The organism is Haloarcula quadrata, from assembly GCF_003634715.1.
Classification (GTDB): domain Archaea; phylum Halobacteriota; class Halobacteria; order Halobacteriales; family Haloarculaceae; genus Haloarcula; species Haloarcula marismortui.
The window spans coordinates 516558-530204 of the sequence record NZ_RBWW01000001.1; the positions used below are offsets into that span (position 1 = coordinate 516558).

Annotated in this window: 18 protein-coding genes; 13 read left to right on the forward strand and 5 right to left on the reverse strand. The window is 63.6% G+C overall.

Annotated elements, in window-relative coordinates:
• The first annotated feature begins 4 nt into the window (after window positions 1–4).
• From BDK61_RS02655 to BDK61_RS24455, 6 genes are all read left to right on the forward strand, one after another.
• Window positions 5–493: a DUF1850 domain-containing protein gene (locus BDK61_RS02655; protein ID WP_011224310.1), complete on the forward strand. Its 489-nt coding sequence runs from the start codon at window positions 5–7 to the stop codon at window positions 491–493.
• On the forward strand, window positions 490–3201 hold the full coding sequence (locus BDK61_RS02660; RefSeq protein ID WP_121302228.1) for a TRAP transporter permease: 2712 nt from the start codon (window positions 490–492) through the stop codon (window positions 3199–3201). The genes BDK61_RS02655 and BDK61_RS02660 overlap by 4 nt, the downstream gene beginning before the upstream one ends.
• Before the next feature lie 40 nt (window positions 3202–3241).
• Window positions 3242–3919 (forward strand): uracil phosphoribosyltransferase, encoded by a 678-nt coding sequence (gene upp, locus BDK61_RS02665; protein ID WP_004517702.1) that lies wholly within the window; start codon window positions 3242–3244, stop codon window positions 3917–3919.
• Between the two features lie 264 nt (window positions 3920–4183).
• Window positions 4184–4621, forward strand: coding sequence for a DUF2391 family protein (locus BDK61_RS02670; protein WP_007189495.1), 438 nt, complete (start codon window positions 4184–4186; stop codon window positions 4619–4621).
• Window positions 4622–4667: 46 nt separating this feature from the next.
• Entirely contained in the window at window positions 4668–5252 is a 585-nt protein-coding gene (locus BDK61_RS02675) for a DUF7090 family protein (protein WP_011224307.1), read from the forward strand.
• A 206-nt stretch (window positions 5253–5458) separates the two neighbouring features.
• A complete protein-coding gene (locus BDK61_RS24455; protein WP_044952319.1) occupies window positions 5459–5617 on the forward strand; it encodes a DUF7563 family protein in 159 nt (52 codons plus the stop codon).
• 107 nt (window positions 5618–5724) lie between these two features.
• Here BDK61_RS24455 and glmM read toward each other — a convergent pair whose 3' ends face one another.
• Complete coding sequence (gene glmM, locus BDK61_RS02680; protein ID WP_121302229.1) at window positions 5725–7041, reverse strand: phosphoglucosamine mutase; 1317 nt, start codon at window positions 7039–7041, stop codon at window positions 5725–5727.
• A 118-nt stretch (window positions 7042–7159) separates the two neighbouring features.
• Window positions 7160–7375: a hypothetical protein gene (locus BDK61_RS02685; RefSeq protein ID WP_394337612.1), complete on the reverse strand. Its 216-nt coding sequence runs from the start codon at window positions 7373–7375 to the stop codon at window positions 7160–7162.
• A 19-nt stretch (window positions 7376–7394) separates the two neighbouring features.
• Here BDK61_RS02685 and rpiA point away from each other — a divergent pair, with 19 nt between their 5' ends.
• Window positions 7395–8081, forward strand: a complete 687-nt coding sequence (rpiA, locus tag BDK61_RS02690) for a ribose-5-phosphate isomerase RpiA (protein WP_004959615.1) — start codon at window positions 7395–7397, stop codon at window positions 8079–8081.
• A gap of 48 nt (window positions 8082–8129) precedes the next feature.
• On the opposite strand, the gene BDK61_RS02695 is transcribed toward rpiA, so the two are convergent.
• Window positions 8130–8297, reverse strand: a complete 168-nt coding sequence (locus BDK61_RS02695) for a hypothetical protein (RefSeq protein ID WP_004517708.1) — start codon at window positions 8295–8297, stop codon at window positions 8130–8132.
• Between the two features lie 289 nt (window positions 8298–8586).
• Here BDK61_RS02695 and larB point away from each other — a divergent pair, with 289 nt between their 5' ends.
• The 5 genes from larB to BDK61_RS02715 all read left to right on the forward strand — a co-directional run bounded on the left by larB (window position 8587) and on the right by BDK61_RS02715 (window position 11882).
• Window positions 8587–9351, forward strand: a complete 765-nt coding sequence (larB, locus tag BDK61_RS02700) for a nickel pincer cofactor biosynthesis protein LarB (protein ID WP_004959610.1) — start codon at window positions 8587–8589, stop codon at window positions 9349–9351.
• 102 nt (window positions 9352–9453) lie between these two features.
• Window positions 9454–9603, forward strand: coding sequence for a DUF7563 family protein (locus BDK61_RS24460; RefSeq protein ID WP_420182198.1), 150 nt, complete (start codon window positions 9454–9456; stop codon window positions 9601–9603).
• Window positions 9604–9630: 27 nt separating this feature from the next.
• Window positions 9631–9915 (forward strand): GIY-YIG nuclease family protein, encoded by a 285-nt coding sequence (locus BDK61_RS02705; protein WP_174789919.1) that lies wholly within the window; start codon window positions 9631–9633, stop codon window positions 9913–9915.
• Window positions 9916–10007: 92 nt separating this feature from the next.
• On the forward strand, window positions 10008–11405 hold the full coding sequence (locus BDK61_RS02710; RefSeq protein ID WP_007189490.1) for a phosphoglucomutase/phosphomannomutase family protein: 1398 nt from the start codon (window positions 10008–10010) through the stop codon (window positions 11403–11405).
• A 24-nt stretch (window positions 11406–11429) separates the two neighbouring features.
• Window positions 11430–11882, forward strand: a complete 453-nt coding sequence (locus BDK61_RS02715) for a pyridoxamine 5'-phosphate oxidase family protein (RefSeq protein WP_004959599.1) — start codon at window positions 11430–11432, stop codon at window positions 11880–11882.
• A 14-nt stretch (window positions 11883–11896) separates the two neighbouring features.
• Here BDK61_RS02715 and BDK61_RS02720 read toward each other — a convergent pair whose 3' ends face one another.
• Window positions 11897–12295, reverse strand: coding sequence for a GNAT family N-acetyltransferase (locus tag BDK61_RS02720; protein ID WP_121302231.1), 399 nt, complete (start codon window positions 12293–12295; stop codon window positions 11897–11899).
• 7 nt (window positions 12296–12302) lie between these two features.
• The gene (samp2, locus tag BDK61_RS02725) at window positions 12303–12503 is read right to left on the reverse strand and encodes a ubiquitin-like small modifier protein SAMP2 (protein ID WP_004959591.1); all 201 of its coding nucleotides are present in this window, start codon (window positions 12501–12503) and stop codon (window positions 12303–12305) included.
• Window positions 12504–12582: 79 nt separating this feature from the next.
• Between samp2 and BDK61_RS02730 the strand changes: the two genes are divergently transcribed.
• Window positions 12583–13560 carry a replication factor C small subunit gene (locus BDK61_RS02730; protein WP_121302232.1) on the forward strand — a complete coding sequence of 326 codons (978 nt, stop codon included), beginning with the start codon at window positions 12583–12585 and terminating at the stop codon, window positions 13558–13560.
• Window positions 13561–13647 lie beyond the last annotated feature (87 nt).

Here is a 13647-nt window from a genome sequence, read left to right on the forward strand (position 1 = left end):
TGGAATGAGACGACGATACGTCGCTATCGCGGTGCTCGGTGCCCTCCTCCTCATCGGGACTGTAGCAGCGCTCCCCGGCGGACATGCACTGGTCGTCGAAGACGCCGAGACCGGTGAGCAGTATCTAACGGTCTCGGTTGAGGACGGCACGACCGTGGCGCTGGAATATATGCACAGTGTCGAAAAAACGCGTGTCTACGACGAGTACACAGTCCGTGGCGACCATCTTGAGATGACCCGTATGGAGTTCGAATCGTTCGGCTGGGGGCTCCCGAGCGGAGCCAACGTCACTCGTGAGGATGGGATGTATGTCTTCGACCCCCCAGGCAACTACACGCGCGTGACAGTCTCTCCCGGTGATGTTGCAGGACATAAACTTCACGTCGGAGCCGAAACCTACGACTTGGTAGCCCGCACCAACGGCCGCTCGGTCCACCTCTATGTGACCCAGCGCTCGTCGTTCGGTGCTGCGACAGACCAGCTCAACACATGACTGAAAACACACGATCTGACGACGACGGGGAGGCCGTATCGGACGAGGAAGTTGACGAAGTACTGCAGGAGATAGAGCGGAAACGCTCCCTTACAGGGTGGGCAGTTGTCCTCGTCGCGCTCATCGGCATCTCGTTTTCGGTGTTTCAGATGTGGCTCGCGGCGAAAGGCTTCGTCCTCTCGATCTCGCTTCCCGGCGTCGGTGATGTCGTGTTCGCGTCACTGCAACTCCTCCAGATCAACGCTGTCCACGTCTCTTTTGGCCTCATTCTGACGTTCTTGCTGTATCCCGGCAGCACCGGCGACGGCCCGCTTTCCCGGCGCTGTATCGCGCTCGGGTCACTGGTCGATGAGAAACTCGGCGCGGAGCATCCGGTGTCTCGTGTCGTTCACGCTATCGGAAGCGCCCTCGCCTGGGCGTTCCTCGACGCCGAGATGGACCGCGTGACACCCTCGGATTTCGTTTTTATCGTCCTGTCGGTGCTGTCGGCCGCGTACTTCATCACTGACTTCGACGAGATCCAGCGTATGCGTGCGCTGGGACTTGAACGCGGCCGACCGATTCAGGAAGTATTCACCTTCCTGGAGCCGATAGCGGGGCTTCTCGGGCCGCTCGCCGACACCTCCTACGCGTTCGTACTGGGTGCGGTCGGCGTTTTGCTCGTCCTCGAAGCGACCCGTCGGGCGATCAGCCTCTGGTTGATGGTTATCGTCGCGGCGTTCGTCGTCTACGCCCGTTTCGGTGTCCTCATCCCACAGGACGCCGCCTACATTGGCGTCCTCTCGATTCCGGAGCTGTCTTGGCCCTCTATCATCCAGAACCTCTGGTACAACACCGAAAACGGGGTGTTCGGAATTCCGGTTACCGTCTCCGTGCAGTTCATCTATATCTTCATCCTCTTTGGCGCGTTCCTCGAAATGTCCGGCGCGGGGCAGTGGTTCATTGACCTCGCGTACGGCGCGACGGGCACCCGGAAGGGTGGCCCGGCGAAGGCGTCCATTCTCGCCAGCGGATTTATGGGGACCATCTCAGGCTCGTCCATCGCAAACACGGTGACGACCGGCGCGTTCACGATTCCGCTGATGAAGCGGTCGGGCTACTCGCCGGAGTTCTCCGGCGGTGTCGAAGCGTCTGCCTCATCGGGCGGCCAGATTCTCCCGCCGGTGATGGGGGCCGCTGCGTTCCTCATCGTCCAGTACACGGCGACGCCGTTCGCTGATGTCATCGTCGTCGCGACGATTCCCGCTATCGTCTTCTTCTTCGGCGTCTGGGTGATGGTCCACTTCGAGGCCGTCAAGGAGGACATCGGTGGTCTCGACTCTTCAGAACTGGTCAACCTCCGGAGCCACTTCAAAAGCGGGTGGTTCTACCTCGTCCCGCTTGGGCTGCTGTTGTACTACCTCATCATCGAGCGACTGTCTGTCTCCCGCTCGGCGTGGTTTACGCTCATCGCAATCGGAGCGCTCATCGCACTTGTGGCGGCTTACGGCGACGAAACGCGTGCCCGCCTCGGAGCGATTCTCGGCGTGCTGTTCGGCGCATCGCTGCTTTCACAGTTCCTGTTCGGCGCTGGCGTTCTGGGTGCACTGGCCGGCGACGGGACGGGGTCCCAATCTCTCATAGACGCGTTCTCGGCCACCGTCGGTAACATCGGCACGCTAATCATTCTCGCTGGCGTCCTCACGCTGATTACCCGACCCAGACTCGACTCGCCGTTGCTGTCGTTCGACGGTGCTGTCGACGACACCGCCGAAACGACTGCTGACGCTGTCAGTCGCCCAGATCTGGCCTCGAATGGGCTGTACAAGCTCGGCGTTTTCGTCGGGAAGTCGATGGAGAGCGGGGCTAGAACCGCGGTCCCGGTTGTCATCGCTGTCGCCGCTGCCGGCATCATTCCGGGCGTCATCAGCGTCTCCGGCCTCGGCCCGAACCTCGTCTCGCTCATCACAGCCGTCGCCGGCGGCTCGCTGGTCTTGCTGTTGCTCGTCACCGCATTCTCCTCGATTATCCTCGGGATGGGGATGCCGACGACGGTGACCTACATCATCCTCGTCTCCCTGCTCGCGCCGGCGCTGACCGAGTTCGGTGTCCCGCTGCTCGCGGCACATCTGTTTATCCTCTATTTCGGCGTCATCGCCGACATCACGCCGCCGGTCGCAGTGGCTGCCTACGCCGCTTCCGGTGTCGCAAAGTCCGATGCCTTCGAGACCGGCATCGAGGCGTTTTCGCTCTCGCTCAACAAGGCAATTGTGCCGTTCGCGTTCATTGTCACGCCGGGCATCATTCTGCTTCGGCGCAACCCTGACGCTGCCAACCTTGATGTCGGGGACAAATATCGGGTTGTTGAGGCTGCAGACTTGCTGGATGTCGGCTACGCTATCCCTGAGATCCTGATACCTGTGATCGGCGTCTTCCTCGGCGTCGTCGCGCTGGCCGCGACGGTTATCGGGTTCGCGTACGCGCCGGTCTCCCGGGGCGAGCGGGCGGCGTTCGCGTTCAGTTCGCTGCTCCTGATGGCCCCCGGCCTCGCAGTGTCCGGCGTGTACGACATCCTCGGCCTCATCGGCCTCGGCGGCGGCGAGATGACGCTCTTGCTCGACGTTGTGCTCCGCGGCGTCGGTCTCGCGCTGTTCCTCTTCCTCATGGCAAAGAACCGCCAGCGCGGCGGTGACCCTGCGGTACGGTCAGGCACGGCTGAGCCGGCCTGAGTGAGAACCGTTTAAGCCATCGGGTGTCAACGGGCACGATATGCCAATCGAACAGCGCGGCGACGCCTCTGTCGTCACGCACGCGCTGGCGCGAGATGAACTGACTCGGATACGAAACGTCGAGACCGAACAGGTCGCGTTCCGGAAGGGACTGGTCCGCCTCGGCCGTATCTGTGGCTACGAAATCATTGACGGGCGGATGGAAACTGAGTACACGGAAATCCAGACGCCACTAACTACGACGATGGGGGAACGCGTCAAAGGACTCGACGATGTGGTCATCGTCAACGTCCTCCGCGCCGCGACGCCGTTTGTCGAGGGGCTGCTCAAAGCGTTCCCCCGCGCCAGACAGGGCGTCATCTCCGCCAGCCGTGATGAGGAAGCCGGAATGAACGACGACGGCGAGTTCCCTATCTCCGTCGAATACGTCAAACTGCCCGAAATCACCGAGGACGACACCGTCATCATCGCGGACCCGATGCTCGCCACCGGGTCGACGATGGCCACGGTGCTCGATTACATCACCTCGGAGAAGACAGAGCCGGAGAACCTGCTTGTTCTGGCCGCAGTCTCCGCGCCAGAGGGTATCGTCCGTGTTTCGGAGGCGCAGCCGGACGCTGACATCATCAGCGTCGCTATCGACGACGAACTCGACGAGGATGGGTTCATCGTTCCGGGGCTCGGCGACGCCGGTGACCGGGCCTTCCGGACGACGTAAGCCGTCCCGGCCCGCTCGACCTGTCGGCTGAGGGACAAAACGCTTTTATTCAGGGCCCGAATCAGCCGATGATGTCGCGATTTTCAGTCCCTTCACAGCCGCTGTACCCCCTTTCTTCACTTGGAAACCGAGGGACAACGGCACATTTTCGGTCCAGTTGAAACGAGAAGGGAAGCTGTGAACCGCTCCGTAGCGACTGGACATTGGTCCTGTCGGACAGTGACAGACCGGGAGACTTTCGTGCTGACGGGACAGCAACCCGGTATGGGTCGACGCCGATACCGGGTCGCGGACACTGCCCAGCAACTCGTTGGGGGGTTCCTGCTCGCGGGGCCGTTCGTCGTGACAGAGGAGGTGTGGGTCCTTGCTGAGAATATGTCCTGGTATCACGCAGTGCTTGTCGTCGGTATCGTGTTCGCTATCGGCTACGGGGCGCTGTACAAAGCTGACGCCGACCGCGACGTGGACACCGAGGCGGAGGTGGCCGGTATTCCGGTCCGATTCGTCTCGCTGATGTGCGTGGCGTTTGGCTCGGTCGCCATTCTCGCGGTGGCGTTTACGGCCCCGGACACGTTCCTCGTCAACGGGGGGATTCTGCTGGACCCGACGCCGATGGCGGTCACCCTGACGACCCTGAAAGCCATCACTGTCGGTGCAATTTTCAGCGTCGTTGGAGCTGCGACGGCGGACAGCGTGTTCTAACCGGGACCCGCACACTTAATTGGGTTCCACTCTCCTTGATGTGCATATGGAATATACGCTGGCTATCGACAACGCACCGGAAACCGTTCCGGGTGGCACGGGGGTACTACTCCTGCATCCGAGTACCGGCGAGACGGACCGACTGGACACGGATTTCCTTGCGACCGACACCGACTCGATGCTCGTCATCTCGACCCGGACCACCGCCCGGGAGGTCAAACAGAAACTGGAGTACTACGAGGTCGACGAGTCCAAAGCGACCATCCTCGACACGCTGTCGGTCGAGCGCGGCTACACCCGTCGCCAGTCCGAAAGCGTCCGATACGTCTCCGCGCCGGACGACCTCTCCGGGATTGTCTCGGAGGCCGAGACCTTTCTGCAAGAACACGACGGGAAGCTCCGCGTGACCTTCGACTCGCTGACGGAACTCATCTACTACGCCGACGAGGACGGCGCGCTCTCGGCCGTCGAAGACATCCTCGACCTGCTAGACGAGTACGACGCTGTCGGGATGTTCCACCTCGCCGACGAGGTCCACGACGAGGAGACGGTCGCGGCGTTCCGGGAACTCTTCGACGGTGTCATCGAACTGTCCGAGGACGGAACCATTACCAGTACCTTCGAGGCGTAACCGGACACGCTCCGTCCCGAATCTGGCGCTCCTTCGATGAGTTTGTGGCAACTGACCGACACTCCACTGGCCGGTGTGTCCGTCGGTGGCGTTTCCTTCTTTCGAACGAAATGGCGTTTTCACCCGGTAGCGCCGCCAACACCTCGTATGCGAACACTTACCAGACCAATAACAATTAAGAGGGTATAACCCACATACAGGGTTGTATGCCGGAATGCCAGAACTGCGGTAATTTTGTAACGGCTGACTACGCGCGTGTGTTCACGCCGAACGGGGTCGAAAAGCCCAGGGTCTGTCCGCAGTGCGAGGACAAGATTCGCGACGGGGCAGACGTCCGTGAGGCCCGGTCCACACGTCGCGGATAGAACCGATCAGGAACTGCCGCCCTGTGACCTGACGGTTGCGGGGACGTTTTCCTCGCCGGCTGCACTCGCTACCAACCGTTGTTTTGCCGGGACTCCTGTTTCAGGCTCTAGACTACTGCGTCTGTCAGGCGCGCCCGTGCCTCCTTGAACACCGCGTCAGCACGGTCTGGGTCGCGGGCCTCGGCGGTGATCCGAACGAGCGGCTGGGTTCCGCTGGCCCGCAAGAGGAACCACGCGTCGACGAGGTCGACGCGGACACCGTCGAGCGTCGTCACGTCGTCGTAGGCGTCGGTCACTGTCTCTCGAACGCGGTCCATCACAGTCTCCTTCTGGTCGGTTTCGACGCTATCCCGGCGAATGGGGTACTCCGGCACGTCGGCGGCGCGGTCGCCCAGCGGGCGCTCGCTGTCCAGCGTTGCGGCGGTACAGGCCGCCAGCGGACCGTCCGGACACAGCGTCCGCTCGGGCCAGATCCACGCACCGCTTGGCTCGCCGCCGAAAGCGACCCCGTCCTCGCTCGCGGCCTCGGCGACATACACGTCCCCGACCGGGGTGTACTCGACGGCCACGTCGATATCGCTGAGGTGGTCCTCGACGGCGAGGCTCGTATCGACCGGGACGGCGACCCGCTCGCCCGGTGACGCCGCAGTACGGGCGAACACGGCCAGCAACACGTCGCCCGAGAGGAAGGTCCCGTCGGCCGAAACCGCCCGCATCCGGTCGGCGTCGCCGTCGTGTGCGATGCCGAGGTCGGCGTCGGATTCGGCCACTAGCGTCGCCAGTGACTCGCAGTTCTCGGCTTTCGGCTCCGAGGGCCGACCCGGGAACGCGCCGTCGGGCTGGCCGTTGAGCGTCTCGACGGAGCAGCCCAGCGCCGAAAGCGCGTCGACGCTGACTCGACCCGCGCCGTTGCCCAGATCGACGACGACATGGCTATCGAGGTTTCGCTCACCGATTTCCGTGACCAGCGCGTCGACGTGGCGTTGGCTGGCATCCCGGGACACCAGGCCTCCGCTCTCGTCCCACGCCGCTGGCTGGAACGCATCCTCGTCCAGTCGCTGTTCGATCGTTGCTCGCAGGTCCGCATCGAAGGCCTGGCCGCTGGGTTGCCAGAGCTTGATACCGTTGTCTTCTGGCGGATTGTGACTCGCTGTCACTGCGACGCCGGCGTCGGCGTCCTGCCACGCCACCGCCCGTCCGATAGTCGGCGTCGCCGCGCCGCCGAGGTCTATCACGTCGACGCCGCTCTCCCGAAGCCCGGCCACCAGCGCCGTCTGGAGGTACTCGCCGCTCGCTCGCGGGTCCCGGCCCACGACCACCCGCTCGCAGTCGATGCCAAGCGCTCGCCCCACCGAGAGCGCCAACTCGGCTGTGACCGTCTCGCCGACGGGACCCCGAATCCCGCTCGTTCCGAACTGTGTCATTACTGCTCTCTGGGTCGGGCCGCCCCTAAAATCCATCTGGCATCGGACAGGTACTGTGGACCGATGGTGCTGACGCTCGCTCCGTCGCTGTGTCGGTGACCACCCACAGACCGCGCCGCTACTGCGTCGGTGACCACTCACAGGTCGTGCCGGTCGTCAGGGCTGCCTCGTCGATGTGAGCAGACAGGCAGCCGTAGTTGCAAAACTGCGTCGTCGACTTCCCGTCGGGCGTCTCGCTGACGTAGACGGAGTCGTGGTTCTCGACGGGACAGCCACAGTACGTGCAGTCGACCATTCGAACGCTTGCGGCCGGGAGAACAAACGTTTTGTCCACGTCTGTCGACCCACCGCACATGAAACAGGGCGGCTCCGACGCGGCGAAACAGGCAGCGGGGGAATCAGCGGCCGAAGCGGTCGAGGACGGCACAGTCGTTGGCCTCGGCACGGGGTCAACGGCAGCCTACGCTATCCGCGCTATCGGCCAGGCGGTCGACGCCGGCCTCGATGTCGTCGGCGTCCCCACGTCGTTTCAGTCCCGCCAGCTGGCCCGTGACTGTGGCATCCCGCTGGCGGACCTCGACGACGTGTCGGTCGACCTCGCCATCGACGGGGCCGACGAGGTGGCCAGCGGCAACCTGATCAAAGGCGGTGGCGCGGCGCACGCCCGGGAGAAGATAGTCGACGCGAGCGCCGACCGCTTCCTCGTCGTCGCTGATCCGACGAAAGAGGCGGACGTACTCTCACATCCTGTCCCCGTCGAGGTACTCCCGATGGCCCGCTCGACAGTCGTCACGGCAGTCGAAGAATTGGGTGGTGACCCAACACTCCGCCGTGCAGAACGCAAGGACGGCCCCGTCGTCACCGACAACGGAAATCTCGTGCTCGACTGCGACTTCAATTCCATCCACGACCCCGCCGCACTCGCCAGCGACCTCGCCGCGCTGCCCGGTGTTGTCGAGCACGGGCTGTTCGTCGGTATGGCTGACGAGATTCACGTCGGCACTGCTGATGGCGTCACCGTCCGAACACTTTCGAAATAGCTGTCGCTGGTCGGCTTGCGTCAAAAAAATACGCTGCTTGAAACGACCTTACAGGTCGCGCGGCTGGACCGTCTTCCGGTCGTTCTCGTCGGCTCGTCGGGCTGCGTCCTGAAGCAGCTCCTCGACTTCCTCGTCGAGTGCGTCGTAGAAGTCGGACGCTACGTTCATGTCGTTGAGCTCTTCCTTAACGGCGGCTTTGACGATTAGGTCTGCCATACAGACGAGGTATCGACGGGGGTTACTTATATACTTTCTCCAATTAGTTCGCTCTCGACCCTATTACCGGCAGTTTGAGGCATTATACGACACATAACCCGTTATAAATCCGGGATTGTGTCCGCGAGAATCCATCAGAATCCGGCTTTTTGTCTGCCCCAGACGGCTATTGTCGCGTTACTCCGGCCGAGCGTCGCTCACGCGCGCTCCCACGGATCCGACCCTGATGTGAGCAACACGCTTGTTTCGGACCGACGGATAGGAGTGGCCGTACCACTGAATAGGTTCTATGCGCGATATACTCGATTCGGTTGCGGCGGGTGACCTCTCCCCGACGGAAGCCGAGGCGGCGCTCTCCGGCTACGCGACCAGCGGGGCCGGTCGGTTCGACGCCGCCCGGGAGGACCGTGCCGGCGTTCCTGAAGCCGTCCTCGCGGACGGGAAGACACCGGGAGAAGTGGCGGATCTGGCAGCAACAGCTATTGAGACGACGGACCGGGCTATCGTGACACGACTCGATACGTCCACTGCAACGGCCGTTCGGGAGCGGCTGGACGAAGCCGCCCCCGATGCGACAGTTCGCTGGGACGACCGCTCGAACTGGCTGGTCGCGACGACCCCCGCGTTCGAGCGCCCGTCGCTGGACGCGTCAGTGGGTATCGTCACCGCTGGGACATCCGACGCCGTTCCGGCCGGTGAGGCCGCGCTTATCGCCGAGGAGATGGGTGCCACCGTGACCCGTATCGACGATGTCGGGGTTGCGAGCCTTGCCCGGACGATAGATGCGGTCGACGGCTTCCGGGACCAGGATGTGCTCATCGTCGCGGCGGGCCGCGAAGGTGCGCTCCCGACGGTTGTCGCCGGTCTCGTCGACGTACCGGTCATCGGCCTGCCCGTCTCGACCGGCTACGGCCACGGCGGCGAGGGTGAGGCCGCTCTCTCGGGACTGCTCCAGTCCTGCACTGCACTCTCTGTCGTGAACATCGACGCCGGCTTCACCGCCGGGACACAGGCCGGCCTAATCGCCAGACAGCTCGACAATGCGCGGGAATAACCACCCTCGCCAGCCACGGGTATACCCAAGTATTTGGGTAAAGAGCTATGCGAACAACGCGCGTACGCGTATACGTCGGCGGTGGTGTCGCCGACGAACACGATGCCTGAATGTGATCATTGCGGCGCGCACGTCTCAGACCAGTTCGCCCGAGTGTTCGCGGATGAACGTGGACACATCCGGGCGTGTCCCAACTGCTCGGCAAACGCTGGCATTGCCGAGGTATCGAGAGAGCGCGCCCAACAAGTGTGAGGCCCACTGGGCCACCAGCATCGTGCGATGACTACCGCGCGGAGCCCTTACCACGTGTACGTCCTCCGTTGTAGCGACAACACGTTTTACACCGGTTACACGACCGATGTGGAACGCCGCGTCCGAGAGCACGACGCCGGCGATGGCGCGAAGTACACGCGCGGCAGAACCCCGGTCGAACTGATTCACGTCGAATCATTTGACTCACAGTCCGACGCGATGAGCCGTGAGTACGAGATTAAGCAGTACTCCAGAGCGGAGAAGGAACGACTCGTCGAATCCAGCGACGCCGAAGTAGCGTTCGATATCTGACCCGCCGCTCACTTCTCGCTGTCAATAACAGGAAAAGTGACAGCTCACCGATGAGGCGTGACTTTTTGTCTGGGGGCCGAGAACCGCGGGATATGGACAACGACGCGGATGTCGACGCAGGCGCAATCGCTTTCGGGACGGACGGCTGGCGGGCGACGCTGGACGTGTTCACGAAACCGCGAGTCCGGATGGTTGGTCAGGCTGTCGCCACGACGCTCGCCGAGCGCGGGGCGAGCGGGACCGTCGCCATCGGATACGACGCCCGCGAGACCTCGCCCGGGTTTGCCGACGAGCTCGCACACGTCCTGCGTGCGAACGGCTTCGACGTGCTCTTGCCGGACCGGGACACGCCGACGCCGATCCTCGCCTGGACGGTGAAAGACCGCGGTCTGGCCGGGGCGCTCCAGATCACGGCCAGCCACAATCCGCCGGAGTACAACGGCGTGAAGTTCATCCCTGGCGACGGGTCGCCGGCGCTCCCCGACTGGACGGCCGCCTTCGAGGAAAACCTCGCCGTCCTCGACCCGCTCCCCGAAGACGAGTGGGGCGAGCGAACGGAAGAAGACCTTATTGGCCCGTTCCACGACCACGCGCTGGACTTCGTCGACACTGACCTCGATGACCTGTCAGTCGCCTATGACGCGCTATACGGCAGTGGCCGCGGCGTCACCGACGCCCTGCTCGAAGCGGCCGGGGCCGATGTGACTCGTCTCAACTGCGAACAGGACCCGGAGTTCGGCGGTGGGTCGCCCGAGCCGTCGGCGGAGAACGCTGAGGGACTCGTCGGCGAAGTCAGCGAGGGTGACGCCGCGCTGGGGATTATCAACGACGGCGACGCCGACCGCATCGGCGTCGTCACACCAAAGCGGGGCTATCTGGACCCCAACCTGTTTTTCGCCGCGATGTACGACTTTTTGCTTGAGGACGGGACGGGCGATGTCGTTCGGACAGTCTCGACCTCCAGCATCGTCGACCGCGTCGCCGAGGCCCACGGTCAAGACGTCCACGAGGTCGCCGTCGGCTTCAAGTGGGTCGCCGAGGCGATGGCTGACCACGACGCGTTGTTCGGCGGCGAAGAATCTGGTGGCTTCGGCCTGCCGGACCACCTGCGGAACAAGGACGGCGTGCTGGTGGCGCTGGCCGCCGCCGCCGCCGAGCGCGAGGAACCGCTTGATGCTCGTGTCGACAGATTGCTGGACGAACACGGCGAAATCCATCAGGACCGGATCAGCGTCGACTGCCCGGACGACCGCAAGGAGCCAGTTCTCGAAGACCTCGAAACCGCACTGCCCGACACGCTGGCGGGGGTCGCCGTCGACGGTATCAACACGGTCGACGGGTTCAAAATCCGACTCGAAGACGGGACGTGGGTGCTCGTCCGCCCGTCCGGGACGGAACCGAAGCTCCGCGTCTACGCCGAGGCCGGCAGCGATGCCCGGGTCGGCGAACTGCTCGATGCCGGTCAGGAACTGGTCGAACCCCTCGTTTAAGCCCGCGGCACGCGTCGTCGACGCATGGACACCGACATCGCGTTCGCCTACACAGAGGGGATGCCTGACGACATCGTCCGCGACCGCCTTGGCGAGAGTGAGAGCGGCGTGCTCGCGCTGGCTGACGGCGACGACGCGTACGCTTTCCCGGTGTTTCACCACTACGAGGACGGGTCGCTGTACTTCCGCCTTGGCGAGACAAGCGGGAGCGAGAAGTCGGCGTACCTCGACGCCACTGAGACGGCGACGTATGTCGTCACGGAGACGGAGCAGACGCCGGACGCGGAGGCGTGGACCGGCTGGAGCATCGTCGCCAGGGGACCGATAGCGGCTGTCCCCGACGGTGACCCGGCCTACGAAGCCGTCGAAATAAACGAGCGCTACGCGCCCATTCGGGTGTTCGACGAGCCGACCGATGAGATGGATATAACGCTGTATGAACTGTCCATCGAGGAACTGACCGGTCGTCAGAACTGACTCCGACGGGACGACTACTCGCGAGCCCCGCGAAAGCGGGCGTCCTCGTCGTCGAGGGGCATTACGTCGAACCCCAGCGCCTCGTAGAACGGCCGAACGTCAGCGTCGAACTCGGCGGTGACACAATCTCGCCGGTCGAGCGCGGCCTCGACGAGCGCCGTCCCGATACCCTGCCCGCGACGACGCCGACGGACAGCGACGGCCTCGATGTGAGTGTCATCGAGTACGAGTGCGCCGAGTATTCGGTCGCTTTCGGGCGTTGCGTCTGCCCCGGAACCACCCGAAACCGAGATGAGCGTTCCGTCGCCGGCGATTCCTGTACGGACCGTTGGCACACCGATTTCCAGCGCCGCGCCGTCGAGAACGTTCATCACTTCCGGCAGGTCGGCCTCGGTCGCTTCGCGGACACGCATTGGCGACTCACCCGCCTTTGATGAGCCTGACAACCCGAACGTGGTCGTGCTCGACGGGCTGGTCCGTCGGCACGTGCTCGCCGTCGACGAGGACTGACACCTCGTGGGGGCTCAGGTCGACCGGTGCGAGCAGGTCGCCATACGTCGCGTCCGCGTCCACCTCCAGTTCGTGGGTGTCTTCGCCGGCGATTTCGACGGTGACGTGCATACCCGGCCGTACTCCGCCGACGCACCTGAGACTGTCGACTCTCGCGGGGTTTAAGACCGGCCCACGCTTCCAATCGTCCATGAGTGAGGCCGAGTCCGAGTCGCGAGCGGGACGCGAGGAGGTCTGGATCGAGAAGTACCGCCCGCAGACGCTCGACGACGTGATGGGGCACGAGAATATCGTCGGGCGGCTCAAGAGCTACGTCTCGCGCAACGACCTGAGCCACATGCTGTTTTCCGGGCCGGCAGGGACGGGGAAGACGACGTGCGCGACGGCTATCGCCCGTGAACTGTACGGCGACGACTGGCGCGAGCACTTCCTCGAACTGAACGCCTCCGACGAGCGTGGTATCGACGTGGTCCGGGACCGTATCAAGAACTTCGCCCGGACGAGCTTCGGGGGCGTCGAGTACCGTATCATCTTCCTCGACGAGGCCGACGCGCTGACCAGCGACGCCCAGTCGGCGCTGCGCCGGACGATGGAGCAGTTCTCGAACAACGTCCGCTTTATTCTCTCGTGTAACTACTCCAGCCAGATCATCGACCCGATCCAATCGCGCTGTGCGGTCTTCCGGTTCTCGCCGCTTGCAGACGACGCCGTTGCCGAGGAAATCCGAACCATCGCTGCCGAAGAAGACATTGAACTGACCGAAGACGGACTCGACGCACTCGTCTACGCCGCCGACGGGGATATGCGGAAAGCCATCAACGGCCTGCAAGCTGCATCGGTCAGCGGCGACACGGTCGACGAGTCGGCAGTGTACGCTATCACTTCGACGGCCCGTCCCGAAGAGATCCGGACGATGGTCCAGTCGGCGCTGGACGGCGACTTCACCGCCTCGCGGGCGACCCTCGATAGACTCCTGACCGAAGAGGGCATCGCGGGCGGCGACATCATCGACCAACTGCATCGCTCCATCTGGGAGTTCGATATTGACGACGACGCAGCCGTCCGAGTGCTCGAACGCATCGGCGAAACCGATTATCGGATCACCCGCGGCGCGAACGAGCGTGTGCAACTCGAAGCGATGCTGGCCTCGCTCGCACAGGGCAAGTAAGGGCGCCTTTCGGTTGTAGTCCGACTGCATCTACCTGACAACAGTGACTCCCGGCTCAATACTCGGCCCCTTCGGAACAGTTTTAGG

Coding starts and splice junctions, on each gene's coding strand:
- rpiA (WP_004959615.1), top strand. CDS start 7,395: ATGAAACAGGGCGGCTCCGACGCGGCGAAACAGGCAGCGGGGGAATCA.
- BDK61_RS02655 (WP_011224310.1), top strand. CDS start 5: ATGAGACGACGATACGTCGCTATCGCGGTGCTCGGTGCCCTCCTCCTC.
- BDK61_RS02670 (WP_007189495.1), top strand. CDS start 4,184: ATGGGTCGACGCCGATACCGGGTCGCGGACACTGCCCAGCAACTCGTT.
- BDK61_RS02715 (WP_004959599.1), top strand. CDS start 11,430: ATGGACACCGACATCGCGTTCGCCTACACAGAGGGGATGCCTGACGAC.
- BDK61_RS02660 (WP_121302228.1), top strand. CDS start 490: ATGACTGAAAACACACGATCTGACGACGACGGGGAGGCCGTATCGGAC.
- BDK61_RS24455 (WP_044952319.1), top strand. CDS start 5,459: ATGCCGGAATGCCAGAACTGCGGTAATTTTGTAACGGCTGACTACGCG.
- upp (WP_004517702.1), top strand. CDS start 3,242: ATGCCAATCGAACAGCGCGGCGACGCCTCTGTCGTCACGCACGCGCTG.
- BDK61_RS02720 (WP_121302231.1), bottom strand. CDS start 12,295: ATGCGTGTCCGCGAAGCGACCGAGGCCGACCTGCCGGAAGTGATGAAC.
- BDK61_RS02675 (WP_011224307.1), top strand. CDS start 4,668: ATGGAATATACGCTGGCTATCGACAACGCACCGGAAACCGTTCCGGGT.
- glmM (WP_121302229.1), bottom strand. CDS start 7,041: ATGACACAGTTCGGAACGAGCGGGATTCGGGGTCCCGTCGGCGAGACG.
- larB (WP_004959610.1), top strand. CDS start 8,587: ATGCGCGATATACTCGATTCGGTTGCGGCGGGTGACCTCTCCCCGACG.
- BDK61_RS24460 (WP_420182198.1), top strand. CDS start 9,454: ATGCCTGAATGTGATCATTGCGGCGCGCACGTCTCAGACCAGTTCGCC.
- BDK61_RS02695 (WP_004517708.1), bottom strand. CDS start 8,297: ATGGCAGACCTAATCGTCAAAGCCGCCGTTAAGGAAGAGCTCAACGAC.
- samp2 (WP_004959591.1), bottom strand. CDS start 12,503: ATGCACGTCACCGTCGAAATCGCCGGCGAAGACACCCACGAACTGGAG.
- BDK61_RS02710 (WP_007189490.1), top strand. CDS start 10,008: ATGGACAACGACGCGGATGTCGACGCAGGCGCAATCGCTTTCGGGACG.
- BDK61_RS02705 (WP_174789919.1), top strand. CDS start 9,631: ATGACTACCGCGCGGAGCCCTTACCACGTGTACGTCCTCCGTTGTAGC.
- BDK61_RS02730 (WP_121302232.1), top strand. CDS start 12,583: ATGAGTGAGGCCGAGTCCGAGTCGCGAGCGGGACGCGAGGAGGTCTGG.